Source organism: Gordonia polyisoprenivorans (assembly GCF_017654315.1).
Taxonomy (GTDB): domain Bacteria; phylum Actinomycetota; class Actinomycetes; order Mycobacteriales; family Mycobacteriaceae; genus Gordonia; species Gordonia polyisoprenivorans_A.
In genome coordinates this window covers 3,293,383-3,318,446 of record NZ_CP072203.1, presented here as the reverse complement: position 1 = coordinate 3,318,446, position 25,064 = coordinate 3,293,383, and the positions used below count along the sequence as shown (strand labels likewise).

The following is a 25,064-nucleotide window of genomic DNA, read 5'->3' as shown; positions in this document are numbered from 1 at the left end:
GACTACTGCGTTGTCAGCGGGCGCTCAGGGCAGCGTGTCGACGAGGGCGCCGGGCTCGACGCGGGGTCCGGTGAAGAACGGCGTCTCCTCACGCACGTGCATGCGGGCCTCGGTGGCGCGCAGATCGCGCATCAGATCGACGATGCGGTGCAACTCCGGTGCCTCGAAGGCGAGTAGCCATTCGTAGTCGCCGAGCGCGAACGACGCGACGGTGTTGGCGCGGACGTCCTTGTAGCCACGGGCAGCCATGCCGTGGTCGGCGAGCATCTTGCGGCGTTCCTCGTCGGGCAGCAGGTACCACTCGTAGGACCGGACGAACGGGTAGACGCAGATGTAGTTACCCGGTTCCTCGCCGGCCAGGAAGGCCGGGACGTGACTCTTGTTGAACTCGGCCGGACGGTGCAACGCGACGTTGCTCCACACCGGATCGCTTGCCCGGCCCAGCGGGGTCTCGCGTCGGAATCGGTTGTAGGCGGCCTGCAGATCCTCGAGTTTCTCCGCGTGCCACCAGATCATGTAGTCGGCGTCGGCACGCATCCCCGACACCTCGTATACCCCGCGCACGACGACGTCGGAGTCGTTGAGGGACTTGAAGAAGTCCGTCACCTCGGACTTGACCGAGTCGCGGTCGTCGCCGAGCTCACCCGGGCGCACGGCGAACACCGAGAACATCAGATAGCGGATCGTCGAATTCAGTGCGGCATAGTCCAAGCGGCTCATGCACCCCATGGTGCCACCGCGGGCGGGGCCGTCGACACCCAGGTCGGTAGGCCCGCACGGCCCTCAGCCGAGAGCGGCGAGGATCACCTCGGCGGCCCGACCGGCCGTCGCGATGCAGGCCGGCACGCCGACCCCGGCGTACGAGGAGCCGGCCAGCGCGAGTCGCGGCGGCAGCGCGGCGAGGACCTCGGCCATCCGGGCCAGGTGTCCGGGCGCGTAACGGGGCAGCCCGCCGTCCCATCGCTGCACGCGAGCCTCGAGCACGTGCGCCGAGGGGGCGGCCACTCCGGCGTCGGCACAGATCCGATCCAGATCGGTCAGCGCCCACGACCGTAGGGACTCGTCGATGCCGGGATCGTCGGCGGGGTCGGCCACCGGGTCGCCGTAGCGGCCGAAGGAGGCGCGCACCGACACCGGCGCACCGTCACCGCCCACGTGCGCCCACTTCTGGGAGGACAACGTGAATGCCTTGGGACGCAGATCTTCTCCGGTCGCCACCAGCACGCCGGAGTGATCGGGCAGAGCCGTGCCCGGCGTCAACGCGATCGAGACCACCACCGACGACGTCGGCTCGACCGCCGCCAGGGTGGCGACGAACTCATCGCCGATCCCGGCGAGCAGGCGGGCGGCGATCCATGCGGGAACAGCGAGAACGAGGCCGTCATAGACGGTGTCGGTTCCGGACTCGGTGCCCACCCGCCACCGATCGCCGTCGGCGTGGACGGCCACGACCTGTCGATCGGTGCACAAGGCCGGCCGCGCGGCTGCGGTGAGCGCATCGACGAGCACCCGATAGCCGCCGACGAGCGTCCCGAACACCGGGCCACCGGTACCGACCGGGGTGAGCAGCCCTCCGACGGCCGCCGACAGGCTCGGCGCACCCGCGTCGAGTCGCGCGGCCAGCGCCGGGATAGCTTCGCGCACACCGATGTCGGCGGCCAACGACGAGTACACGCCACCGAGCATGGGATCGACGCTGCGCGCGACGACCGACGCGCCGAACCGGTCGGCGACGAGATCGCCGACAGCGACGTCGTCACCGGGCCGCCACGCCAGGGCGCGGTCGGGTTCGGCGGCGATGCGGGCGAGGTCGGCGGGATCGGCGAGGCCGGCCATCACCTCTGCCGTGGCCGGGATACCCATCAGGGCGGGAGCGGGCATGGCATGCAGCCGGCCGCCGGCCCAGATCGCGGGGCGGCGGGGCGTCGGCGAGACGACCCGATCGGCCAGACCGAGTTCGTCGACCAGCGCGACAGCCTCCGGCCGGCGCACGATGAACGCTTCGGCTCCGACGTCGGTGGCCTGCCCGGCGACGTCGACGGTGTGCAGCACGCCGCCGAGCCGCTCGCGCTGCTCATACAGGTCGATCGTGGCGTCCTCGCCGAGCGCACGACGCAACCGGTAGGCCGCGACCAGGCCGGAGACTCCCCCGCCGACGATCGCGACCCGCGCCGGCATCAGAGGGTGTGGATCAGCTCGACGGCGCGGGTGAGCACGTCGGGATCGGTGTCGGGAAGCACACCGTGACCGAGGTTCACGATGTGGCCGGCCGCACCCGCGGCCACGGCCCGGCGGCCGTCGTCGAGGACGCGCTGGATCTCCTGCTCGACGACGGCGGGGCCGGCGAACAGCACGGTGGGATCGAGGTTGCCCTGCACCGCCTTACCCGGCCCGACGCGGTGTACCGCCTCCTCCAGCGGGACCCGCCAGTCGACGCCGATGACGTCGGCGGGTTCGGCCATCGCCGCGAGCAACTCACCGGTACCGACACCGAAATGGATTCGGGGAACACCATATTCGGCGAGCTCGGCGAAGACGCGATCGACGTGCGGCGCGACGAAGGTGCGGTAGTCGGCCTCCGAGAGCGCACCGGCCCACGAGTCGAAGACCTGGACGGCGTCGACCCCGGCGTCGAGTTGCACCTGCAGGAAGGTGATCGTGATGTCGGCGAGCCGGGCCATCAGCGCATGCCACGTGTCGGGGTCGGAGCGCATGAGCGCCTTGGTGTGGACGTAGTTACGACTCGGACCGCCCTCGATGAGGTAGGAGGCCAGGGTGAACGGGGCACCGGCGAAACCGATCAGCGCGGTGGTCTCGTCGAGCTGATCGAGGATCTTCGTGACCGCGCGCGCGACCGCACCCACCGCGGCCGGATCCAGACGTGGCAACGCCGCGACGTCGGCGGTGCTGCGGATCGGTGCGGCGATGACCGGGCCGGTACCGGCGACGATGTCGAGATCGACCCCCGCCGCCTTCAGCGGCACCACGATGTCGGAGAACAGTATCGCCGCGTCGACGTCATGGCGGCGGACCGGCTGCATGGTGATCTCGCAGACGAGATCCGGGTCGAAGCACGACTCGAGCATTCCGATCTCGGCACGGATCGCCCGGTATTCGGGCAGCGATCGACCGGCCTGCCGCATGAACCAGACCGGGCGGCGGGCGGGCGACTCCCCCCGTGCGGCGGCGACGAGCGGCATACGGGAGTGACTGCGGCGGGTACCTGGTGAGTGCGACATCACCGATCACTCTGCCATGCGGGGCCCGTCGGCATCGCGCGGTCGGGCGTGCTACTCCGGAACCCGGCGCGTCGTCCCGGTGCGCGGGGGGCGCCCGGTGGTGACCATCACCACGGCGCGCCTCCGACGCCCGACGTGGTCTCCGTCATACCGTCGGGGGCGTGACCTCCTCCGGAGCTCCGATGGAGCCTGCTGACTTCCGCACCGCGGTCGAGTCGCTGCATTCCGCGCGCATCCGGCGCGAGATCGAGGTCGGGCCGATCCGTCCCCCGCAGCGCCTCGCCCCCTACAGCTACGCCGTCGGCGCCGAGGTGCGCCCTCCGGACTCACCCGACGACCTCGACATCGACGCCGACGGCCAGGGCAGCGCATTCGGACGGCTGATCCTGCTCTACGACCCCGACGGCCAGGACGCCTGGAACGGGACGATGCGGCTCGTCGCCTACATCCAGGCCGAGGTCGAGGCCGCACTCGCGATGGACCCGTTGCTCCCGGAGGTCGCGTGGAGTTGGTTGTCCGACGCGCTCGGCGTACCGGTCGGCCAGACCGCCTCCGACGGCAGTGTGCACGCCAGCTCCGGCGGCCGGGTGGAGGTGACCGCACTCGGCGGCACCGTCACCTCGACGACGTCGGTGCGCTACGGCGACATCGCCGGCCCCCCACGAGCTCATCAACTCGAGTTGCGCGCCTCGTGGACCGCACCAACCTCCGACGGCCTCGGCGGTCATCTGGAGGGATTCTGCGAGGTCTTGTCGTCGGCGGCGGGTCTGCCGCCGGTCGGGGTCACCGAACTCGGGTCGGCGTGAACGACGCGGACCCGACCGGAGCCGCGGAGGAGCCCGAGTCGGACTCGCCGCCCGTCACCCCGCTGTTGGCACCCCGGGAGGGCGTGCCGCCGGTCCTGTCGTCCGCCGCCCACTTCGCCGATGCGGCACAACGATTGGCCGCGGGCAGCGGTCCGGTCGCACTCGACACCGAGCGGGCGTCGGGCTATCGGTACTCGCAGCGGGCCTACCTGATCCAGATCCGCCGCACCGGCGCAGGCAGCTTCTTGCTCGACCCGATCGAGGAGCCCGAGGCGCTGCAGCCGGTGATCGACGCACTCGCCGAACCCGAGTGGATTCTGCATGCCGCCGACCAGGACCTGCCGTGCCTGCGCGAGCTCGGATTCCGGACCACCACACTCTTCGACACCGAACTCGCCGGGCGATTGCTCGGGCTGACGAAGGTCAATCTGGCCGCGATGGTCGAGCAGTTCCTCGGACTCGGTTTGCAGAAGGGCCATGGGGCGGCCGATTGGTCGAAGCGCCCGCTGCCGCCGGAGTGGCTCAACTATGCCGCGCTCGACGTCGAGGTACTCGTCGAGTTACGCGATGCGATGGACGCGGCTCTGCGCGACGCCGGGAAAAGTGACTGGGCGGCTGAGGAATTCGCGTATGTACTACGCCGTCCACCGTCGCCGCCGCGCACCGACCGCTGGCGGCGGACCGCCAACATCCACACCGTCAAGACTGCCCGTGGACTGGCCGCGGTCCGCGAATTGTGGTCGGCGCGTGAGGAGATCGCGCAGCGACGCGACGTCGCGCCCGGTCGGGTACTGCCGGACTCGGCGATCATCACCGCTGCCGCTGCGGCTCCCTCGACCACCGACGAGCTGACCCGCCTGCCGGTCTTCGGCGGGCCCCGGCAACGACGACAGGCCGGGATCTGGCTCTCGGCCCTGCTGCGCGCACGCGAGCTGCCCGACGCCGAACTCCCGCCACGCAAGACCCCGGCCACCGGTCCTCCGCCGATCAGCCGCTGGGATCAACGCAATCCGGAGGCCGCGGCGCGCGCGAGCGCGGTCCGACCGCTGGTCAAACAGATCGCCGAGGAACACACACTTCCGCCGGAAAACCTGCTGACACCCGACCTGGTGCGCCAATTGTGTTGGGAGGGAATCGATCCGCCGATCACCGAGGCTGCGGTCGACGCCCGCCTGGCGGCCGGTGACGCCCGCGTCTGGCAGCGTGCGCTGACGGTCGGCCCGATCACCGCAGCGCTGAACGAGGCCGCGTCGAGCGACTCACCGTCGCCGGACCGGAGCTGACCCGCGGGGACCGATCTCGCACCGAAAGAACCCGTGCGACAGCGATTGTCGCCGCAGCGAGGACGGCCCCGGACACGGCCGGTAGAACGACTCCGGCTCGGCCTATTCCGGCTCGGTACCGTCGACCTCACGCAGCGAACGATCCGCACGCGACGCATCGAGTCCGGTGTCGGCGAACTCGTGACGGTCGAGCCCCGGTGTCACGTGCATGCCGGAGACGGTCGCGGTGATCGAACGCGCCAGATCCTGCGCGGTCAGCCCCAGCTCGGTGAGGATCTCACCGCGTGAGGCGTGCGCGATGAATTGCTGTGGGATGCCCCGGTTCTGCACCGGAACGGTGACCTCGGCGATACCGAGCGCGGTCGCCACCGCCGACCCCACACCGCCGTGCACACCACTGTCCTCGAGGGTGACCACCAACCGGTGCCGACCGGCGATCTCGGTGATCGACGCCGGAACCGGGAGCACCCACCGGGGGTCCACGACGGTGGCCTCGATGCCCTGACTACGCAGCCGTTCGGCGGTGTCGAGGGCCAGCGAGCAGAACGCCCCGACCGCGACGATGAGGACGTCACCACCGATCGGTTCGGCCGACGGGGTGCCCCGACGCAACACGTCGACTCCGTCATCCAGCCGCACCACAGCGCGGATATCCTCGGGCACAGCGCCTTTGGAGAATCGCAGCGCGGTGGGCGCGTCGTCGACGGCGAGCGCCTCGTCGAGTTCCTCGCGGAGCCGCACGGCGTCACGCGGGGCGGCGACCCGCATCCCGGGAACCATCGCGAGCAGCGAGAGATCCCACATCCCATGATGACTCGGCCCATCGGGTCCGGTGATGCCCGACCGGTCGAGGACCAGCGTGACCGGCAGCTCGAGCAGCGCGACGTCCATGAGCAGCTGGTCGAACGCGCGGTTGAGGAAGGTGGAGTAGATCGCGACCACCGGATGCAGACCGCCGAGCGCCAGCCCGGCCGCCGAGGTCATGGCGTGCTGCTCGGCGATCCCGACGTCGAACATGCGGTCGGGGAACTTCTCGCCGAAGGGGGCCAGCCCCGTCGGTCCGGGCATTGCGGCCGTGATCGCGACGACGTCCTCACGGGCGGTCCCCGCCTCGACGAGGGCCGTGGAGAACACCGACGTCCAGTCCTGCGGCGCCACGGACTTCGCCCGGCCGGTCACCGGATCGATGACACCGGTGGAGTGCATCTGGTCGGCCTCGTGGTTCTCGGCGTGCGCATACCCCATGCCCTTTCGGGTGACGGTGTGCACGATCACCGGCCCGCCGAAGGAGCGAGCCCGCGTGAACGCCGATTCGAGGGCCTCCACGTCGTGGCCGTCGACCGGGCCGACGTACTTGAGACCGAGATCGGTGAACATCTCCTGCGGCGCGAGAAGGTCTTTCAGACCGCTCTTGACACCGTGCAGAACGGCATACGCCGGGTCGCCGACCACCGGCAGCCGCTTGACCACGCGTCGGCCCTCATCGAGGACCCGCTCGTAGCCGGGCTGCAGCCGCAGACCCGACAGATGCCGGGCCAGCCCGCCGATCGTGGGCGCATAGGACCGGCCGTTGTCGTTGACGACGATCACCACACGACGATCGGCGGCGGCGATGTTGTTGATCGCCTCCCAGCACATCCCGCCGGTCAACGCGCCGTCGCCCACCACCGCGACGACCGTCCGGTCGTCCTGCCCGGTCAGCGCGAACGATTTCGCGAGCCCGTCGGCGTAGGACAGCGCCGCCGAGGCGTGTGAGGACTCCACCCAGTCGTGCGGGCTCTCGGACCGCTCCTGATAACCGGTCAACCCGCCGCGTTGGCGGAGCGAATCGAAGCCGTCGCGGCGCCCGGTGACGATCTTGTGCACATAGCTCTGGTGGCCTGTGTCGAAGATCACGGGGTCGATGGGCGAATCGAAGACGCGGTGGATGGCCAGGGTGAGTTCGACGACACCGAGGTTGGGCCCGAGGTGCCCGCCGACCGCCGACACCTTCTGGATCAGGAACTCGCGGATCTCGCCCGCCAGCGAGGTGACCTCTGCGTCCGACAGCGTCCGCAGGTCGGCTGGTGAGTTGATGCGCTCCAATTGGCCCATCTGATCCTCCATCACTGATCGTTGCACTCCCCGGTGACGTGGTGCGTACCCGGCGGGCCACCCGGCGCACCGACGGGTGCGCGCGGGAGCATGTATGTCAGTCTACGGTCGCCGCCGGCGCACCCCGGTCCGCCGAGCGCGGCAGCGGGCGTGAGTTCGACCGCACGAGCACGGCGATCGCCTCGATGTGGTGGGTGAGCGGGAACGCGTCGAATCCGCGGATCTCGCGGACGCGATAGCCGTTCTCGGCGAACAGGCCGAGGTCACGGGCGAACCTGGCGACGTCGCAACCGACGTGCACCACCACGTCCGGACCGGCCGCGGCGAGTTGCCCGATCACGCGTGCACCGGCCCCGGTCCGCGGCGGGTCGAGCACGACGACCCCGGCGGCGGGGAGTCCGCCGATGGCTGAGGCGACCTCACCACGGTGCACCTCGATGCCGTCGTCGTCGGCGAAGGTCGCTTCGGCGGCGGCCAGTGCCGCGGCGTCGGAATCCACGACGTGCACCGCCTGCGCATGCAGGGTGTCGGTCAGTGCGGCGGCGAAGATCCCGGCGCCGCCGTACAGGTCCCAGCACGTCGCGACCGAGTCGGTGTGGCGCGCGACGAGGTCGGCGACGGTCTGCGCATACACTCCCGCGGCGGCGCGGTGACCCTGCCAGAACCCGGTCACCGGGATGTCCCAGGTGCGCTCGCCCACCCGGTGGCGTGCGGTGGGGAGTCCCTCGACCACTCGCGTCGTCCGTGCCCGCTCGTGGCGTCGCCGACGCTGCTGCGCGGCCCGCCGAGCACCACCGGCTCGACCACCGCGTCCGCGCGCGGCCGTGCTGTCGGCGGGCGCGATCTCGGTGAGGTGCCGCGAGCCGTCGTCGTCGAGCACGAGCGCGAGTTCGGCGTGCGGGGTGAACCGACCGTCGTGCGCCGTGAGGTCGCTCAGACGCGGATCGGGCTGGGCGCAGGGGTGTCCGACGACGAGGCCGGCGGAGCCGCGCCGGTGCAATCCGGCACGCCCCTGGGCATCGACGGCCATGCGTGTCCGGATTCGCCAGCCGGTCTCGGCATCGTCGAGCGCGGCGACCGTCGGCGGCCCGCCGTCGAGCGCGGACAGCGCGTCGTCGGTGAACCCGCCGATCCGCCGCAGGACGTCGGTGAGGATCTCGGTCTTCAGGGTGCGCGCGTGCGCGACGGCGACATGCGCGAGATCGCAACAGCCGGCGCCGTGTGCGGCAGCGGCGCACAGCGGGTCGCGTCGATGTGTCGAGGGCTCCAGTACCTCGACCACCTCGGCGACGAGGAATCCCGACTTGTCCTCGACGATGGTCGCGGTGACCAGTTCGCCCGGGATCGCGCCTCGCACGAACACGACCCGGCCGTCGTCGGCGTGGGCGATGGCGGACCCACCGTTGGCGGGCCGTCGGACGCGCAGTGTCAGCGCGTCGGAGGGGGCACTCGTCACTCGGGGCCACCGCCCAGCGCCCGGCGGGTGTCACCGGGTGCGTGGTAATCGAGGTCGGCCTTACGGCGATCGGACGACGTGAGCTGCCATGGCACCGAGGTCACCATCACGCCGGGCTCGAACAGCAGACGGGTCTTCAACCGCAACGCCGACTGGTTGTGCAGGATCTGTTCCCACCAATGGCCCACCACGTATTCGGGGATGAACACGGTGATCACGTCGCGCGGCGATTCCCGGCGCACGCGCCGGACGTAGTCGATGATCGGTCGGGTGATCTCGCGGTAGGGCGACGCGATCACCTTGAGCGGCACCCGCAGATCGCTGTCCTCCCATTCCGAGACCAGTCGGCGGGTGTCGCGGTCGTCGACGTTGACCGTGACCGCCTCGAGCACGTCGGGGCGGGTGGCCCGGGCGAACAGCAACGCACGCTTGGTCGCCAGGTGCAGCGTCGAGACCAGCACGATCGAGTGGGTGCGGCTCGGTAGTACGGCCTCGTCATCGGCCGGGGTGCGCTCGAGTTCGCGCTGCACGGTCGCATAGTGGTGATGGATCGCCTTCATCAGCACGAACAGGATGACCATCGCCAGGATCGCGATCCATGCACCGGCGGTGAACTTGGTGATGAGCACGACCACCAGCACGGTCGCCGTCATCACCAGACCGACGGTGTTGATCACCCGCGACTGCATCATCCGGCGGCGCGCCTTCGGGTCGGTCTCGGTGCGCAACAACCGGGTCCAGTGGCGCACCATGCCGGTCTGGCTCAGCGTGAACGACACGAACACGCCGACGATGTAGAGCTGGATCAGTGAGGTCACCTCGCCGCCGAAGGCGACGACGAATGCGATCGCGGCGACCGCAAGGAACAGGATGCCGTTGCTGAAGGCCAGCCGGTCGCCGCGCGTGTGCAGCTGTCGGGGCAGGTAGCGATCCTGGGCGAGCACCGAACCGAGAACCGGGAATCCGTTGAAGGCGGTGTTGGCGGCCAGCATCAGGATCAGCGCGGTAACCGTCGCGACGAAGTAGAAACCGGCGGGGAAGGTGTCGAACACCGCGTGTGCGAGTTGGGCGATCATCGCCTTCTGCTGGTAGCCGGGGGGCGCCCCGATGAGGTCCTCCGCCGGGTTCATCACGTATTTCGCGCCGATCCGCTCGGCGAGGAAGACGATGCCCAGCAGCAGGACGATCGCGATCGACCCGAGCAGCAGCAGGGTGGTCGCCGCGTTGCGGGACTTGGGTTTCCGGAATGCGGGCACACCGTTGCTGATGGCCTCGACCCCGGTCAGCGCCGCACACCCCGAGGAGAACGCCCGCGCGATCAGGAAGACGAAGGCGATGCCCATCAGGTGGCTGTGTTCGGCCCGGATCTCGAATCCCGCGGTCTCCGAACGAATCTCGCGTCCGAGGATGAAGATCTCGGTGAATCCCCAGATGAGCATGCCGAGCACACCGATGATGAACGCATAGGTCGGAATGGCCAGCACGCTGCCCGATTCCTTGAGTCCGCGCAGGTTCACCGCGGCCAGGATGATGATCGCGGCCACACAGAACCACACGCGATGTTCGGACACGAACGGGATCGCCGACCCGATGTTCTCCGCCGCCGACGAGATCGACACCGCGACGGTCAGCACGTAGTCGACCAGCAGCGCACTGCCGACGGTCAGACCGGCCGTGGGCCCGAGGTTGACCGTGGCGACCTCGTAGTCGCCGCCACCGGAGGGATAGGCGTGCACGTTCTGCCGGTAGCTGGCGACGACCACCGCCATGACGATCGCGACCGCGATCGCCACCCACGGGGTGTAGGCCAACGCCGAGAGCCCGGCAACGGAGAGCACCAGGAAGATCTCCTGAGGCGCATAGGCGACCGACGACATCGCGTCAGAAGCGAAGACGGGGAGCGCGATGCGTTTGGGTAACAGCGTGTGGCCGAGACTGTCGCTGCGAAACGGTCGTCCCAGAAGCAGGCGTTTTGTCGCAACGGGCACCTTTGACACGGTAGGCACCACGCAACACTAAGACCTCGGTCAGATGAAGGCCACCAGGACCCGCGTCACGGCACGCCCCCTACGGGTAGGTTCATCTCTGCGTGGACCGATACCGGTCCGCGGCCGGCTCCCCGGCGACGCGTCGCCTCCCGGTGGCATGCGCCGGGAAGGAAGGATCGATTTTCTTGCGGGTAGTCATCATGGGCTGCGGCCGCGTGGGCTCGTCGTTGGCTCGCGCGATGGTCAAACGCGGCCACGAGGTCGCGATCATCGACCGCAACCCCTCGGCGTTCACCCGACTCGGCGACGAGTTCACCGGTCAGCGCATCGTCGGGGTCGGGTTCGATCGTGACGTGTTGATCAAGGCCGGGATCGAGCAGGCCGATGCCTTCGCCGCGGTGTCCTCCGGCGACAACTCCAACATCATCGCCGCGCGTGTCGCCCGTGAGACCTTCGAGGTGGAGCGGGTGGTCGCGAGAATCTACGACGCCAAACGTGCCGCGGTCTACGAGCGGTTGGGCATTCCGACGGTGGCCACCGTGCCGTGGACGACCGAACGGTTCGTCTCCGCACTCGGCGAGGTGTCCACCACCACCGAGTGGCGCGACCCGTCGGGCACCCTCGCGATCGCCCAGCTCCAGATCGACGAGTCGTGGATCGGGACGACCGTGGTGAAGTTCCAGGAACTGACCGGAGCGCGTATCTCGTTCATCAACCGGGTAGGCAATCCCGTTCTGCCAGAGGCGAAGACGGTCTTGCAGCAGGACGACGTGGTCTTTGCCGCGGTGTTGCTCGAGCGCCTCGCCGAGACTCGTACGATCGCCGCGTCGCCGATCGACGCCGACTGAGGAGTATCAGAATGAAAGTCGCCATCGCCGGGGCCGGCGCGGTCGGCCGTTCCATCGCCCGCGAACTCCTCGTCAACTCCCACGAGGTCACCCTGTTCGAGCGCAATGCCGAACACATCGACACCGACGCGGTGCCCGGCGCGCAATGGCTGCTCGCCGACGCGTGCGAGTTGTCGAATCTGGAGTCGGCGGAGCTGCAGTCCTTCGACGTCATGATCGCGGCCACCGGCGACGACAAGGCCAACCTCGTCGTCAGTTTGCTCGCGAAGACCGAGTTCGCGGTCAATCGGGTGGTCGCGCGGGTGAATGATCCCCGCAACGAGTGGCTCTTCGGTGAGGAGTGGGGCGTCGACGTCGCCGTCTCGACGCCACGACTGCTCGCCTCTCTCGTCGAGGAGGCGGTGTCGGTCGGAGACCTGGTGCGGCTCATGACTTTTCGTCAGGGTCAGGCAAATCTCGTGGAGTTGACGCTGCCTGCCAACACTCCGCTGGCCGGTCGGCCGGTCCACAAGCTGAGCCTGCCGCGTGATGCGGCACTGGTGGCGATACTGCGGGGAGGCCGGGTGATCGTGCCCGAGCGCGACGACCCGATCGAGGGTGGCGACGAACTGGTGTTCATCGCGCCTGCCGAAACCGAGCCGGCGTTGCACGAGGCGATGCGCGTCCCGCAGTGACCGCTGCGGTGCCGGGCGGATCGGTGGATCTACTCTTCCTCCGAGCCGTACAGCTCGTAGTACGGGTTGTAGACCACCTTGACACCGTCGTGTTCGGCCAGACGGCCTCGGACGGTGAGTTTGCGCCCGGGTTCGATGCCGGGAATGCGGTTACGTCCCAACCATTTCAGGATGACCGTGTCGGTCCCGTCGAAGAACTCGGCCTTGACCCCGCTCTTGGCGGCACGCGAACAGGTCTCCACCGCGCGCAGCTCGCCGTGCATGGTGACCTCGTCGCCTCGACAACATTCGACGGCGCGCTGGGCCCCGGTCGCCTCGGACTCGGCGGCGATCTGCTCGGCATCGGCATTGCCGAGATCTTCGGTCAAGCGCTTCGTCAGCCGCTTGAGATAACCGGCCGTCGGCATCACAACCTCCAGAAGAGACTTCGTTTCCGCTCGGAGGGCACGAGCCTGCTGGGCTGTGGTTCTCGGCCTTCTCGTCTTCCGACGCGGGTACTTTCGGCTCAGCGTAGACCCATGTCCTCATCGCATACAACGCGCGGCATGATCTGTGCATGCCCGCGAATGACAACCGAATCCACGCCCGCGGTGTGACCGGCGCCGGGAGCGATAGCGAGCGGGCCGAATGTGCCGGCGCCGGGAGCGATAGCGAGCGGGCCGGGTGTGGTGCCGCCGACGTCCTCATCGTGATGCCGGGAACGGGTTCGGACGCCAACTTCGTCCGTCGCGCGTTCGGTCCCGCGGCCCGTGAGATCGGTGTCGACCTGATCGCCCTCGACCCGACCGATGATCTCATCGGCGGACACCGTGATGCGTTGCGACGGTTCGCCGCCGACCATGCCCGGGTGCTGGTGGGCGGGTTCTCCATCGGTGCGGCCCTGGCGTTGGAGTGGGCGCTCGGGCCGGGGCGGGAGCGATGCGTCGGGGTGTGGGCGGCGATGCCGGCGTGGAGTGGCGAGCCGAGCACCGCATTCGCCGCGACCGGCGCGGCGATGACCGCGTCGGCGCTGCGCGCCGACGGTCTGGAGGCGACGATCGATGCGATGTCGTCGACGAGTCCGCCGTGGTTGGCGCATGAGCTGACCCGCTCGTGGCGGGCCCTGTATCCCGGACTCGTCGTCCAACTCGAGCGGGCGGCGGCGTATCGCGCACCGGACCTCGGCCGGATCGCCGGCCTGTCCGCGCCTCTGGCGGTGGTCGCCGCCGACGACGACCCGCTTCATCCGTGGGCCGTCGCGCAGTCCTGGTACGACGCAGCGCCCCGCTCACGGATCGAGCGGATTCACCTGGCGCAGTGGGGTGCCGATCCGGCCGTGTTGGGGCGCGCGTGCGCGATCGGATGGCGGTCGCTGGTCGACGAGTGTGTCGAAACAGACGAGAGTGCCGAAACCACCGACAGGTGAGCCCGCTCGGTACGGGGTACGCGGGTGGTCAGCGCTTGCCGCGGCGACGACGGAAGCGTTGCATCGCCGAGCCCGCCGACGGCGGCACCGGGTCCTCGGCGTCGGCTGCGCTCTCGACTGCCCCACCGTCGTCGGCTGGGGGTACCTCGCGGATGACGGTCGCCTGCTCGATCTGATCGAGGGCACCGCCGGCGACGCGCTCGGTCTCGGCGGTCGGCTGCTCGGGGGGCTGTGCGGGGGTGGGGGTTTCGCCCGTCGCGTCCGCTGCGGCGAGGTTGTCGGCGGCGAGGTTGTCTGCGGCGGTGTTCTCGACGGGGCCGGCGGGCGCACCGGCGGCCGGGTCGTCGGCGAACATCTGCTGCTGCGCGGCGGCGACCTGCTCGGCGAGGACCGGGGGCAGGATGATCGGGAGCATTTCGCGGGGCGGCGCCGGGTCCTTGCCGCGCCGCACCACGGACTCGGCGAGGACGGCGCGCGCGAGTTGTGCGAGTGGGGCCGCGGATTCTGCCGGTCCGCTGGCAACGCATCGCACCATCCACCGGGGACCGTCGACACCGATGAACCGGTGCGCGCCGCCCGGCACCTCGGCGAGCACCTCTCGGCCCCAGTGCCCGTCCTCGACGCTGGTCGTCGCGCCTTCATCACGGAGGGAAGCCGCGAGTTCGCGCACGACCTCACGCCACAGTCCGGGAGACCGCGGCGCCGCGAAGGCGGTCACACTGATCCGGCCGTGCGGGGTCACCAGATACACGGCTTCGGGTTGGTGATCGGGCGACATCTCGACGGTGACCTGCCCGCCCTCGACGACCGGGACCAGCACCGAACCGAGATCCAGGTGCGAGTTGGCCAGTTCCTCGGCCGGGGTGTCGAGCAACTCCATGTCGTACGGGCCGCGCGCCTGGCCGACCCGCAACTCCTCGTCGCCCGAGTCCCCGGTCCCCCGCTCCTCGTCAGCCATCAGTTCGTGTCTCCCATCGCCGTTTTCACGGTTGGTACCGCGTCACCCTCGCCACTGCAGGGTAGTCCAGGACCGGGCGCACGCCTCACAGGATCGCGTGGCCGCCGCTGGACCCGTATCCGCCCGTGCCACGGCTCGTCTCGTCGAGTTCGGTGACCTCGACGAACTCGGGCAGTTCGACGCGCTGGATCACCAATTGCGCGATGCGGTCACCGCGCGAGATGTGGATGGTCTCGGTCGGATCGAGGTTGATCAGACACACCTTGATCTCGCCGCGGTACCCGGCGTCGATCGTGCCGGGGGCGTTGACGATCGACAGACCGGCACGCGCGGCGAGTCCGGAGCGCGGGTGGACCAGACCGACGGTGCCGTGCGGCAGGGCGATCGCGATACCCGTGCCCACGAGCCGGCGATGCCCGGCCGCGAGTTCGAGGTCGATGGTGGAGCACAGATCAACCCCGGCGTCACCGGGATGAGCCCGTGCGGGCAGTGCGATGTCGGGGTCCAGCCGTTGGATGCGGACCGGTCCGATCGAGTCGGACGAGAGCGAATCGGACGGGGCGGACCCGGTCGCAGGGGGGAATTCTGAGGCCACGGGGGAAGACTACGCTGAGGGGTGTGAGTGACCCGGAACCCCGCAGTGCCGCCGAACCCCGCAGTGCCGCCGAACCCAGCACCCACGAACCCCGTACGGAGGCTGCCGGCGAGTCCGACGCCGTGGCCCCCTCTGGTGCGGTGTCGGGGACTGCTGAGGCCGGTGCCGGCGGCGGCGATCGATACGCCGAGCGGCTGTCCGTGCCGTGGTGGTGGTGGCTGGCCGCGGTGGTGGTGACCGGTGTGGTCGGTCATGAGATCCAACTGTCGGCCCATGACTCACAGTGGGGTCTGCTCGGCTACCTCGGCGCAGCGATCGTGTGTGCGCTGGTCCTGGTGTCGATGGGGCACACCCGGATTCGGGTGACCGCCGACGGCGAGTTGCACGCCGGCAAAGCTCGGCTGCCGCGGTCGGTCATCGCACGCGGGGCGTCGGTGCCGGCGTCGGCGAAGAGTGCCGCCCTGGGCCGTCAGCTCGACCCCGCGGCGTTCCTCATCCATCACGCGTGGGTGAAGACGATGGTGTTGCTCGTTCTGGACGACCCGGACGACCCGACCCCGTACTGGTTGGTGTCGACGCGCAGGCCCGCAGAACTGTTGAGTGCGTTGGGTGTTGCCGACGCAGCCGCCGGCAACGGGTGAACATCCCCACGAGCAACCGGTGACGGGATGACACCCTGGGCCCCACCACGATCCGCCCGGAGGGCGGATTCGTCGGGTGGGGTCGATCAGGCGCAGTCCACGCAGATCATGCTTGCGCCGTTCTCACGGGCCAGACGACTGCGGTGGTAGACGAGGAAACAACTGGTGCAAGTGAATTCGTCGGCCTGCTTCGGGATGACCCGAACCGAGAGTTCTTCTCCGGAGAGATCGGCGCCGGGGAGTTCGAACGACTCGGCGGTATCGCTTTCGTCGACGTCGACAGCAGCCGACTGCGCCTCACTGCGCCGTGCCTTCAGCTCCTCGAGCGAGTCCTCGTTCAGGTCCTCGGACTCCGTGCGCCGTGGGGCGTCGTAATCAGTAGCCATTGTGTGCCTTACCTGGTTGAAGGAGCGCGACCTTGGGTCGTCGGCTCGTGACCTGGACCGCTGGGGCGCTAAGTCGCCGGGATTGTCTTGCCGGCGTCACTACAACGTCATGACCGGTGTGATTCGTTACCGATCATCGACCAGACAGTTGTGATGTTGATCACAGTTGGTTGCCAGAACTCCAGCGGACTCGGGAGTGCGGGCGCCCGAAGCCTAGTGCACGGCCATCACAGAGTCAACAGTGTGTGCACGACGGATGAAACCGGCCCGGAGCGGTGGCCGCCACCGCAATCCCCCACTCGGCGGCGCCTGCGTCCCGTCGCGGCGACCACCCTCTACAGTTGGGCCAGAATCGGCGGTCGGGCCCGGCATTCATCGCCGGCGGCCCGACCCTTCCCTGGTGAAGGAGCGCAGTTCACGGTGGTCTCGCAGATTACGACCGGCTATCCCACTGACCACAACGGTCGGCCCTACAAGCGTCGGAACGCGCGCGCGATCCTCATCCTCCTGGCCGTTCTGGTGGTGCTCGGCATCATCGCGTGGTCGGTCGCCCTGGCCGGTTCCGATTCCGACACCACGCCCACCGCCTGCAACGAGCCGACACCGGCGAGCACTTCGGCCTCGGCGACCGCCGCCGCACCACCCGCCGCGCCCGCGGGCGCGAGTGCAACCCCCTCCCGAACCGTCGTGAACCGGGATCAGATGCTGACGGTCGCACCGGCCGCGCTGTCGACCTTCCAGGTGCGCGTCCTCAACGCGTCCACCCAGCGCGGCGAGGCCCAATCGGTCTCCAACGACCTCACCGCCCAGGGGTTCACCCCGGCCAGCGACACCGCCTTCGGCGACGATCCGGTCTACCCGAACCACGATCTCGATTGCGTCGCCCAGATCCGCTTCGGACCCGCCGGACAGTCCGCCGCGGCGTCGGTGTGGCTGGCGATCCCGTGCGCCCAGCTGATCAACGACGGCCGTCGGGGTACCGACGTCGACGTCGCCCTCGGTGAGTACTACAAGCCGCGCGAGCAGTCGCAGGACGCGCAGGCCGCACTCGAGGCGCTGCGGTCGGCCGATCCCAAGAACCCGCAGGCCGGCGTGGATCCGGGGCTGGTGAAAGCGGTACACGCCCAACCCTGCTGAGCAACACCCATCCCGTCCGCGGGGGTGTGACGGTCCGCGGGAGTGTGACGTCCGCAGGAGCGTGTCAGTGACGGGCCGGAAGTGCCCGTCGCGCTCCGAGGTCGTCGAGCAGCGCGACGAAGTCGGCGGCGATCCCTGGAGCCACCGCGATCGTCGCGTGCCCGTCGCAGGACCGCGAATCAGCCGGTGGCAGATGGACGACCGCCCCGGCCTCCGCCGCGATCAATCCGCCCGCCGCCCAATCCCAGGGACTCAGCCCGTGCTCGATGTGGGCATCGACCGCGCCACTGGCGACCATGCACAGATCGAGTGCCGCCGCGCCGATGCGTCGGAGGTCGCGTACCCGGGGCAGCAGTTGCGCCACGATCGCCCCCTGCTCCCGTCGGCGCGCCGCGTCGTATCCGAAGCCGGTGGCGACGAGGGCGAGCCCGACCTGTTCGATGTCGTTGCAGCGCAACGGCACCGTCTGACCGTCGGCGCGCAGGAACGCGCCGCCGCCCTCGGCCGCGTGATAGGTGACCCCGCGCGCGACGTCGACCACCGCGCCCGCCACCGAACGGCCGTCGACCTGCGCGGCCACCGACACCGCGTACGCCGGGATGCCGTACATGAAGTTGACGGTCCCGTCGATCGGATCGATGACCCAGCGCACCCCGGTCGGCACATCGACGGCGCCACCGGATTCCTCGCCGAGGATCTCGTCGGCCGGTCGGGCCGTGCGGAGACGATCCCGGATCAACTGCTCGGTCTCGGTGTCCGCCAACGTGACCGGGTCGGTCGGTGTCGACTTGGTCGCCACCGCGTCGACGCCGTCAGCGGCGGTCTGCGATCCCGGACCGCCGAAGAGTTCCGGGCGCCGCCTGCGCACGTGATCGGCCGCGGCCTCGGCGATGTCGACGGCGAGGTCGGCCAGTACGGCAGGACTCTCGACTGTCACATTCGCCGGCGGCACATCCTCGGGTGCGACGTTCCGGCCGACGGGATCACTGCCTTGTTGCTCCACCCGTCCATGTCAACACATCCGGCGCCGTGAACGGGCGTTCGGGCGGGCGGTGAGACCGGGCTCACCGCTCTCGCCGACACGTGCCGAGACGGTTTGCCCGTCCTCGCTGCACCACGATGCCCGCCTGGATAGCCTGGAGACGCGTCATACCCGATCAGCATCGATCCCGTATCGAGAGGACCCGCCATGACCGAGTCCGGCACGCCCGGCTCCCCCACCCCCTCCGCGAGCGAAGGAGAGCAAGCCCCGGGCGAAAAGACTTCGACGGCAACCAATCTCGCCTTCGGCGTGGACGTCGGCGGCTCCGGCATCAAGGGCGGGATCGTCGACCTCGACACGGGCGCCCTGGTGGGCGAACGCTTCAAGGTGCTCACGCCGCAGCCGGCCACCCCCGAGGCGGTCGCCGGCGGCGTCGCCGAGGTCGTCGCGCATTTCGACTGGCAGGGACCGGTCGGCATCACCCTGCCCGGGGTGATCACCGGCGGGATCATGCGCACCGCGGCCAACATCGACAAGGGCTGGATCGGCACCGACGTCTACGAGCTGTTCAGCAAGAACCTCGACGGCCGGAAGGTCTCGGTCCTCAACGACGCCGACGCCGCCGGGATGGCCGAGGACGCCTACGGGGCGGGCAAGGGTGTCAACGGCGTCGTGATGCTGCTGACCTTCGGAACCGGCATCGGGTCGGCGATCCTCAACGACGGAAAACTGGTGCCCAACACCGAACTCGGCCACCTGCAGGTGGGCAAGAAGGAAGCCGAGCACCAGGCATCGTCAAAGGTGAAGGAAGACAAGGGCTGGTCGTATGAGAAGTGGACCGAAAAGGTGTCCGAGGTCCTCAAGACCTATGAGGCGCTGTTCTGGCCACGGCTGTTCATCGTCGGCGGGGGGATCAGTCGCAAGTCGGCGAAATGGATTCCGCTGCTGACCAACTCCACCCCGGTCGAGGCCGCGGCCCTGCTCAACACCGCGGGTATCGTCGGGGCGGCCATGGCCGTCGATCAGGGTCTCCGCGTGTAGTTCGTGACCTTCCAACACTGCCGTTGACCTGGCCTTTGTCACATCGGCGGGGGTGGTGTCGTTACAATGGTGCGCACCGGTGCCATGTGCGCCGCACCAAGCCCTCATCCGCGACGGCCGACGCTGCCGCGAGGACAGTCAAGTTTCGCATCCGAAAGGTTGTACGTGGCAGCCACCCAGACCCGCCAGAACGACGCAGAGGTCTCCGACCCGACCACGGTCTCCGACCCGATCACGTCGACCGTTCCCACGGCTGACAAGGCACCCGCGAAGAAGACCGCCAAGAAGGCGGCCAAGAAGGCCACCGCTCGCAAGACCGCCAAGAAGGCTCCTGCCCGCAAGACCGCCGCGAAGAAAGCCGCCCCGAAGGCCGCCGGTGACGCCGACTCCCCGGACGACACCGATGCCGAGCCCACCTCGATCGAAGAACTCGACGGACCCGATGCCGAACTCGACGACGTCGAGATCGACGCCGACGACCTGACCGACGACGACGAGGAGGACGCCGAGGACTCCGCCGACGACGAGGAGGACGAGGAGTCCGAGGGCACGCCCGCCACCGCAGCGGCAGCCAAACCCGCCACCGCAGCGGCCAACAAGGCCGCGGCGGCCGACGACGCCAAGACCGCCGGCGACTTCGTCTGGGACGAAGAGGAATCCGAAGCCCTGCGCCAGGCCCGCAAGGACGCCGAGCTCACGGCATCGGCCGACTCGGTGCGCGCCTACCTCAAGCAGATCGGCAAGGTCGCCCTCCTCAACGCCGAGGAGGAGGTCGAACTCGCCAAGCGCATCGAGGCGGGCTTGTTCGCGACCGAGCGGCTGCGCCGGATCATGGAGTCCGGCGAGAAGATCAGCACCGCCCAGAAGCGTGATCTCAACTGGATCTCACGCGACGGCAACCGCGCGAAGAACCACCTTCTCGAGGCGAACCTGCGTCTCGTGGTGTCGCTGGCCAAGCGCTACACCGGTCGCGGCATGGCCTTCCTCGACCTGATCCAGGAAGGCAACCTTGGGCTCATCCGTGCGGTCGAGAAGTTCGACTACACCAAGGGCTACAAGTTCTCGACCTACGCCACCTGGTGGATCCGGCAGGCCATCACCCGCGCCATGGCCGATCAGGCCCGTACCATCCGCATCCCGGTGCACATGGTCGAGGTCATCAACAAACTCGGTCGCATCCAGCGCGAGCTGCTCCAGGATCTGGGCCGTGAGCCCACGCCGGAGGAACTGGCCAAGGAAATGGACATCACGCCGGAGAAGGTGCTGGAGATCCAGCAGTACGCGCGTGAGCCGATCTCGTTGGATCAGACCATCGGCGATGAAGGCGATTCGCAGCTCGGCGACTTCATCGAGGACTCCGAGGCCGTCGTCGCCGTCGATGCGGTGAGCTTCACCCTGCTGCAGGACCAGCTGCAGTCGGTCCTCGAGACGCTCTCGGAGCGCGAGGCCGGCGTGGTGCGCCTGCGTTTCGGCTTGACCGACGGTCAGCCGCGCACGCTCGACGAGATCGGTCAGGTGTACGGCGTCACCCGTGAACGCATCCGCCAGATCGAGTCCAAGACGATGTCGAAGCTGCGCCACCCCAGCCGGTCCCAGGTCTTGCGCGACTACCTGGACTGACCAGGCCCCTGATTCACCTGCTGCCCCGGCCGACGGCCGGGGCAGTCGGCGTCTGCGGGGGTGATTTCTCTGCTGTGTCAAGGGTTTCGGGCGCGCTGAGCCGGACGCGTCCACCGATGCCGGGGTGCGCGGGCACCAGCCCTACGATGTCGGACATGCCGCTTTCGCGTGATGTACCCGGAACACCTCTGGTGCGGCGCCGTGTCGTCGACCTGGTGCGGGTCGCGTCGATGCTGTGTCGCGTCGGGCTCCACGCCGCCTGACCCCACACCTTCCTGATTCGACCACAGATCCGATTCGATTCCGATCTCTGCACCGAAAGACACTCCTGATGCGCACCATCGTCCTCATCGGCCTGGTCGGGTTTGCCGCCCAACTGGTCGACGGCAGTCTCGGCATGGCCTACGGCGTCACCACGACGACGCTGCTCCTGGCCATCGGCACCAATCCCGCCGCCGCGTCGGCAACCGTCCACCTCGCCGAGATCGGCACCACGCTGGTCTCAGGCGTCTCGCATTGGCGATTCGGCAACGTCGACTGGAAAGTGGTGCGCCGCATCGCAATTCCAGGTGCGATAGGCGCGTTCCTGGGCGCGACGATCCTGTCCAATCTGTCGACCGAGGCCGCAGCGCCCGTGATGGCGGCGATCCTACTGGCCCTGGGTCTCTACATCCTCGTGCGATTCACCTTCAGTGGCATTCCCCGGCAGCACCTCGGCAAGCCGTTGCGCAAACGGTTCCTGTCCCCGCTCGGTCTGATCGCCGGATTCGTCGACGCCACCGGTGGCGGCGGATGGGGTCCGGTCGGTACGCCGGCGATCCTGGCCAGTGGACGTCTCGAACCGCGCAAGGTGATCGGTTCGATCGACACCAGTGAGTTCATCATCGCCGTCGCCGCGAGCCTCGGATTCCTGTTCAGCCTGGGATCGCAGGGCATCAACTTCGCCTGGGTCGGCGCGATCCTCGTCGGTGGCGTTCTCGCGGCACCCCTCGCCGCCTGGCTGGTCCGCCACGTCCCGCCGCGTCTGCTCGGCGCCTCCGTCGGCGGGCTGATCGTGCTCACCAACGTGCGCAGTCTGCTGCGGGCCGATCTCGTCGACGTCGCCCGTCCCGTGCAGACGGCGATCTACACCGTCGTGGTTCTCGCGTGGGCCGCGGCGTTCGCGTACTCGTTGCGCGAGTACCTGCGCGACCGCGAGGTGGAGTCCTCCGACGCCATCAGCTCCCTGCGCGAGGAACAGGAACGCGACACGGCGACGGGTGCGGTGGCAACCCCGGCGGGGTGATGCCGGGGTTCCCCGGATCGGTGCGCGCCTGCGGATGTGAGCTCCGTCTTGCCACCGGTAACAGCCAGTGGAACCCATGTTGCGGGCGGCGCCACCCGTGTAACGGGTGAGTGACGACACAACTCGCCGGGGCTTCGGAACAATACGAAAGCCGAAAACGTCTGACACAGTGAGGTTGGCGCATCGCCCGGATGTGCCGGCTCACGAAGGAATGGCACGAGAGGTGCCGGACCGGGACGGAGGAAACCATGCCAGACATCGCGACCACACCCCCGATCTCCCTGCCACTGACCGCATCGGACCGTTGCGATCGCTGTGGCGCCGCGGCCAAGGTGCGCGCCGTACTCCCCAACGGCGGCGAACTCCTCTTCTGCCGGCATCACTTCAACGAGCACGAGGCTCGCCTCGTGGAAATGCAGGCCACCGTGGACCAGTCGGCCGGCGAGCTCGTCTGACCGACCCACACCACGAGAGGGCCCGGCGGGATCCATCCCGCCGGGCCCTCTCGTCGTCTGCGGGCTCGTCGTCTGTGGGCTCGTCGTCTGTGGGCTCGTCTGCGGGCGCTCAGCGCCATTCGCGCAGGGCGGCGATCCGCTCACGCAGTTGATCCGCCGAAGCCATCGCGGTCGGCGGGCCCCCGAGTTTGCTGCGCAGTTCGCTGTGCACCACGCCGTGCGGTTTACCGGTGCGATGGTGGTGCATCGCCACGAGGGTGTTGAGTTCCTTGCGCAAGGCGTGCAGGTTCTCGCCGGCCGGCTTGGCCGCCGTGTCGGCAGCCGGGGTGGTGGCCGTGGCGGCCGAACGCGTCTGCACCTGGTCGGCCTGCCGCTGCCGGAGCAGAGCACGCACCTGATCGGCGTCGAGCAGCCCGGGTAGACCCAGGTAGTCCGACTCCTCGTCACTCCCGGAGAACGTCGCCGTGCCGAACGAGGAACCGTCGAAGATCACCTGATCGAGTTCGGCGTCGGCATGCAGCGATTGGAAACCCTTCTCGTCCTCGCCCGGCTCGTCCTTTTGTTTGTTGGCGTCGGTCAGCAGGGCGTCGTCGAGGCCGTCGCTGTCCCGATGCGGCTTGCCGAGCACGTGGTCGCGCTCGGCCTCCATCTGGCTGGCGAGGTTCAGCAGCACCGGCACCGACGGCAGGAACACGCTCGCGGTCTCACCGGGCCGGCGCGACCGGACAAAACGACCGATGGCCTGGGCGAAGAACAACGGTGTCGACGAACTCGTCGCATACACGCCGACGGCCAGTCGCGGAACGTCGACACCTTCGGACACCATGCGGACCGCCACCATCCACTCGTCGTCGGATTCGGCGAACTCCGCGATCCGCGACGATGCCTTCGGGTCGTCGGAGAGCACGACCGACGGCATCCTTCCGGTGATCGCCTGCAAGAGCTCGGCGTAGTCACGTGCGACGGTCTGATCGGTGGCGATGACCAGGCCACCCGCATCGGGCATGCCGCCGGACCGGATCTGTCCCAGCCGGGTGTGGGCGGCCTGCAGCACCGAGGGAATCCAGTCCCCGTGCGGGTCCAGGGCGGTCCGCCACGCACGCGCGGTGTGCTCGGCCGACAGCGGTTCGCCGAGTCGAGCGGTGAACTCCTCACCCGCACTCGTGCGCCAGCTCGCCTGACCCGAATAGGCCAGGAACACCACCGGTCGCACGACGCCGTCGGCAAGGGCATCGGAGTAGCCGTAGGTGTGGTCGGCGCGCGAGCGCAACACCCCACCCTCTTCGGGTTCATAGGTGACGAACGGAATCGGCGAGTCGTCGGATCGGAACGGCGTACCGGTCAGGGCGAGTCGTCGCTCGGCGTCGTCGAAGGCCTCGCGGATCGCCTCACCCCACGACTTCGCGTCGCCGCCGTGGTGGATCTCGTCGAGAATCACCAGCGTGCGCCGGTTCTCGGTGCGCACCCGGTGCCGGGACGGGTGCGCGGCGACCTGCGCATAGGTCAGCGCAACGCCGTGATAGTCGGAGCTGGTCTGACCGGTCGCGTTGCGAAACCGGGAGTCCAGCGAGATGCCGACGCGAGCGGCGGCCTGGGCCCACTGATGCTTGAGGTGCTCGGTCGGCGTCACGACGGTGATCTGCTCCACCGTCCGGTCGTCGAGGAGTTCACGCGCCACCCGCAGACCGAAGGTCGTCTTACCCGCGCCCGGGGTCGCGACCGCCAGGAAGTCCTTCGGCCCCTGAGCGAGGTATCGGGTCAGCGCACGCCGCTGCCAGGCGCGGAGCGGGGGGCCCGAAATGGCGGCGGCAACGTCTTCGGCAGCGGTCACTGGCAGCTGACTCCGGGGGTCGGTGAACGGGGAATCCGTCGGTGTTCCCGGTCGAACCCGGGCGACACAGTATCCCGGGCGATCGGCCGGCACACCGCACGGACGGGCCCATGCTACCGACCGGTTCCGACACCCGCGTGGGCGACACGGTGTGGGGCACACGCGGGTGTCGAGGCGTTACGCACACTGCGATGTCGAGGCGCGGAGCTGCGGCCGAGGTGGGCCGCACACGCTCAGGAGCCCGCTTGCGACACGCGCACTGGGCACGTCGCGGCCATGGTGGCGCACATCACCTTCGCCGATCGTGGATGCTGTAACCATCAGCACCCGACGACGCAAC

The 25,064-nt window shown here is 69.1% G+C and carries 23 protein-coding genes; 11 read left to right on the top strand and 12 right to left on the bottom strand.

Features of this window, described 5'->3' with window-relative positions; translation table 11 throughout:
- Positions 1–24 precede the first annotated feature (24 nt).
- From hemQ to hemE, 3 genes are all read right to left on the bottom strand, one after another.
- Positions 25–720, bottom strand: coding sequence for a hydrogen peroxide-dependent heme synthase (gene hemQ, locus J6U32_RS14980; protein ID WP_208791036.1), 696 nt, complete (start codon positions 718–720; stop codon positions 25–27).
- A gap of 63 nt (positions 721–783) precedes the next feature.
- Positions 784–2,178: a protoporphyrinogen oxidase gene (gene hemG / locus J6U32_RS14975; RefSeq protein ID WP_208791035.1), complete on the bottom strand. Its 1,395-nt coding sequence runs from the start codon at positions 2,176–2,178 to the stop codon at positions 784–786.
- Complete coding sequence (gene hemE / locus J6U32_RS14970; protein ID WP_208791034.1) at positions 2,178–3,239, bottom strand: uroporphyrinogen decarboxylase; 1,062 nt, start codon at positions 3,237–3,239, stop codon at positions 2,178–2,180. The genes hemG and hemE overlap by 1 nt, the downstream gene beginning before the upstream one ends.
- 161 nt (positions 3,240–3,400) lie before the next feature.
- Between hemE and J6U32_RS14965 the strand changes: the two genes are divergently transcribed.
- Positions 3,401–4,045 carry a DUF3000 domain-containing protein gene (locus tag J6U32_RS14965; RefSeq protein WP_014359855.1) on the top strand — a complete coding sequence of 215 codons (645 nt, stop codon included), beginning with the start codon at positions 3,401–3,403 and terminating at the stop codon, positions 4,043–4,045.
- On the top strand, positions 4,042–5,328 hold the full coding sequence (locus J6U32_RS14960) for an HRDC domain-containing protein (protein ID WP_208791033.1): 1,287 nt from the start codon (positions 4,042–4,044) through the stop codon (positions 5,326–5,328). Before J6U32_RS14965 ends, J6U32_RS14960 begins: the two co-directional genes overlap by 4 nt.
- A gap of 102 nt (positions 5,329–5,430) precedes the next feature.
- On the opposite strand, the gene dxs is transcribed toward J6U32_RS14960, so the two are convergent.
- The 3 genes from dxs to J6U32_RS14945 form a co-directional block, all read right to left on the bottom strand.
- Entirely contained in the window at positions 5,431–7,422 is a 1,992-nt protein-coding gene (gene dxs / locus J6U32_RS14955; RefSeq protein ID WP_208791032.1) for a 1-deoxy-D-xylulose-5-phosphate synthase, read from the bottom strand.
- A gap of 97 nt (positions 7,423–7,519) precedes the next feature.
- A complete protein-coding gene (locus tag J6U32_RS14950) occupies positions 7,520–8,878 on the bottom strand; it encodes a class I SAM-dependent RNA methyltransferase (protein ID WP_208791031.1) in 1,359 nt (452 codons plus the stop codon).
- Complete coding sequence (locus J6U32_RS14945; protein ID WP_208791030.1) at positions 8,875–10,884, bottom strand: APC family permease; 2,010 nt, start codon at positions 10,882–10,884, stop codon at positions 8,875–8,877. The genes J6U32_RS14950 and J6U32_RS14945 overlap by 4 nt, the downstream gene beginning before the upstream one ends.
- Before the next feature lie 167 nt (positions 10,885–11,051).
- Between J6U32_RS14945 and J6U32_RS14940 the strand changes: the two genes are divergently transcribed.
- Together J6U32_RS14940 and J6U32_RS14935 are read left to right on the top strand one after the other, a co-directional pair.
- Entirely contained in the window at positions 11,052–11,714 is a 663-nt protein-coding gene (locus tag J6U32_RS14940) for a potassium channel family protein (RefSeq protein WP_208791029.1), read from the top strand.
- A gap of 11 nt (positions 11,715–11,725) precedes the next feature.
- A complete protein-coding gene (locus J6U32_RS14935) occupies positions 11,726–12,388 on the top strand; it encodes a potassium channel family protein (protein WP_208791028.1) in 663 nt (220 codons plus the stop codon).
- Positions 12,389–12,417: 29 nt separating this feature from the next.
- Here J6U32_RS14935 and J6U32_RS14930 read toward each other — a convergent pair whose 3' ends face one another.
- A complete protein-coding gene (locus J6U32_RS14930) occupies positions 12,418–12,795 on the bottom strand; it encodes an OB-fold nucleic acid binding domain-containing protein (protein WP_208791027.1) in 378 nt (125 codons plus the stop codon).
- Between the two features lie 149 nt (positions 12,796–12,944).
- On the opposite strand from J6U32_RS14930, the gene J6U32_RS14925 reads away from it, so the two are divergent.
- On the top strand, positions 12,945–13,793 hold the full coding sequence (locus J6U32_RS14925) for an alpha/beta fold hydrolase (protein WP_208791026.1): 849 nt from the start codon (positions 12,945–12,947) through the stop codon (positions 13,791–13,793).
- A gap of 28 nt (positions 13,794–13,821) precedes the next feature.
- On the opposite strand, the gene J6U32_RS14920 is transcribed toward J6U32_RS14925, so the two are convergent.
- Together J6U32_RS14920 and dut are read right to left on the bottom strand one after the other, a co-directional pair.
- On the bottom strand, positions 13,822–14,751 hold the full coding sequence (locus tag J6U32_RS14920; protein WP_208791025.1) for a DUF3710 domain-containing protein: 930 nt from the start codon (positions 14,749–14,751) through the stop codon (positions 13,822–13,824).
- An 85-nt stretch (positions 14,752–14,836) separates the two neighbouring features.
- Positions 14,837–15,283: a dUTP diphosphatase gene (dut, locus tag J6U32_RS14915; RefSeq protein WP_208796146.1), complete on the bottom strand. Its 447-nt coding sequence runs from the start codon at positions 15,281–15,283 to the stop codon at positions 14,837–14,839.
- Positions 15,284–15,369: 86 nt separating this feature from the next.
- Here dut and J6U32_RS14910 point away from each other — a divergent pair, with 86 nt between their 5' ends.
- Entirely contained in the window at positions 15,370–15,987 is a 618-nt protein-coding gene (locus J6U32_RS14910) for a DUF3093 domain-containing protein (RefSeq protein ID WP_208791024.1), read from the top strand.
- Between the two features lie 86 nt (positions 15,988–16,073).
- Here J6U32_RS14910 and J6U32_RS14905 read toward each other — a convergent pair whose 3' ends face one another.
- Positions 16,074–16,373 carry a DUF4193 domain-containing protein gene (locus tag J6U32_RS14905; protein WP_014359847.1) on the bottom strand — a complete coding sequence of 100 codons (300 nt, stop codon included), beginning with the start codon at positions 16,371–16,373 and terminating at the stop codon, positions 16,074–16,076.
- Positions 16,374–16,793: 420 nt separating this feature from the next.
- Between J6U32_RS14905 and cei the strand changes: the two genes are divergently transcribed.
- Positions 16,794–17,510, top strand: coding sequence for an envelope integrity protein Cei (gene cei / locus J6U32_RS14900; protein WP_208791023.1), 717 nt, complete (start codon positions 16,794–16,796; stop codon positions 17,508–17,510).
- A 64-nt stretch (positions 17,511–17,574) separates the two neighbouring features.
- Here cei and J6U32_RS14895 read toward each other — a convergent pair whose 3' ends face one another.
- A complete protein-coding gene (locus J6U32_RS14895) occupies positions 17,575–18,513 on the bottom strand; it encodes an inositol monophosphatase family protein (protein WP_280118957.1) in 939 nt (312 codons plus the stop codon).
- Between the two features lie 186 nt (positions 18,514–18,699).
- On the opposite strand from J6U32_RS14895, the gene ppgK reads away from it, so the two are divergent.
- The 4 genes from ppgK to J6U32_RS14875 all read left to right on the top strand — a co-directional run bounded on the left by ppgK (position 18,700) and on the right by J6U32_RS14875 (position 22,893).
- Positions 18,700–19,533, top strand: a complete 834-nt coding sequence (ppgK, locus tag J6U32_RS14890) for a polyphosphate--glucose phosphotransferase (RefSeq protein WP_244331989.1) — start codon at positions 18,700–18,702, stop codon at positions 19,531–19,533.
- A gap of 66 nt (positions 19,534–19,599) precedes the next feature.
- On the top strand, positions 19,600–21,153 hold the full coding sequence (locus J6U32_RS14885) for an RNA polymerase sigma factor (protein ID WP_244331987.1): 1,554 nt from the start codon (positions 19,600–19,602) through the stop codon (positions 21,151–21,153).
- Positions 21,154–21,484: 331 nt separating this feature from the next.
- The gene (locus J6U32_RS14880; RefSeq protein ID WP_208791021.1) at positions 21,485–22,438 is read left to right on the top strand and encodes a sulfite exporter TauE/SafE family protein; all 954 of its coding nucleotides are present in this window, start codon (positions 21,485–21,487) and stop codon (positions 22,436–22,438) included.
- A 248-nt stretch (positions 22,439–22,686) separates the two neighbouring features.
- Positions 22,687–22,893 (top strand): DUF7455 domain-containing protein, encoded by a 207-nt coding sequence (locus J6U32_RS14875; RefSeq protein WP_014359844.1) that lies wholly within the window; start codon positions 22,687–22,689, stop codon positions 22,891–22,893.
- Positions 22,894–23,002: 109 nt separating this feature from the next.
- On the opposite strand, the gene J6U32_RS14870 is transcribed toward J6U32_RS14875, so the two are convergent.
- Positions 23,003–24,724 (bottom strand): DEAD/DEAH box helicase, encoded by a 1,722-nt coding sequence (locus tag J6U32_RS14870; protein ID WP_208791020.1) that lies wholly within the window; start codon positions 24,722–24,724, stop codon positions 23,003–23,005.
- Between the last annotated feature and the right edge of the window lie 340 nt (positions 24,725–25,064).

Bases quoted from the DNA above. Each gene is read 5' to 3' on its own strand.
- hemQ (WP_208791036.1), bottom strand. From the start codon at position 720: ATGAGCCGCTTGGACTATGCCGCACTGAATTCGACGATCCGCTATCTG.
- hemG (WP_208791035.1), bottom strand. From the start codon at position 2,178: ATGCCGGCGCGGGTCGCGATCGTCGGCGGGGGAGTCTCCGGCCTGGTC.
- hemE (WP_208791034.1), bottom strand. From the start codon at position 3,239: ATGTCGCACTCACCAGGTACCCGCCGCAGTCACTCCCGTATGCCGCTC.
- dxs (WP_208791032.1), bottom strand. From the start codon at position 7,422: ATGGGCCAATTGGAGCGCATCAACTCACCAGCCGACCTGCGGACGCTG.
- J6U32_RS14935 (WP_208791028.1), top strand. From the start codon at position 11,726: ATGAAAGTCGCCATCGCCGGGGCCGGCGCGGTCGGCCGTTCCATCGCC.
- J6U32_RS14930 (WP_208791027.1), bottom strand. From the start codon at position 12,795: ATGCCGACGGCCGGTTATCTCAAGCGGCTGACGAAGCGCTTGACCGAA.
- J6U32_RS14925 (WP_208791026.1), top strand. From the start codon at position 12,945: ATGCCCGCGAATGACAACCGAATCCACGCCCGCGGTGTGACCGGCGCC.
- J6U32_RS14920 (WP_208791025.1), bottom strand. From the start codon at position 14,751: ATGGCTGACGAGGAGCGGGGGACCGGGGACTCGGGCGACGAGGAGTTG.
- J6U32_RS14905 (WP_014359847.1), bottom strand. From the start codon at position 16,373: ATGGCTACTGATTACGACGCCCCACGGCGCACGGAGTCCGAGGACCTG.
- ppgK (WP_244331989.1), top strand. From the start codon at position 18,700: ATGACCGAGTCCGGCACGCCCGGCTCCCCCACCCCCTCCGCGAGCGAA.
- J6U32_RS14885 (WP_244331987.1), top strand. From the start codon at position 19,600: ATGGTGCGCACCGGTGCCATGTGCGCCGCACCAAGCCCTCATCCGCGA.
- J6U32_RS14880 (WP_208791021.1), top strand. From the start codon at position 21,485: ATGCGCACCATCGTCCTCATCGGCCTGGTCGGGTTTGCCGCCCAACTG.
- J6U32_RS14875 (WP_014359844.1), top strand. From the start codon at position 22,687: ATGCCAGACATCGCGACCACACCCCCGATCTCCCTGCCACTGACCGCA.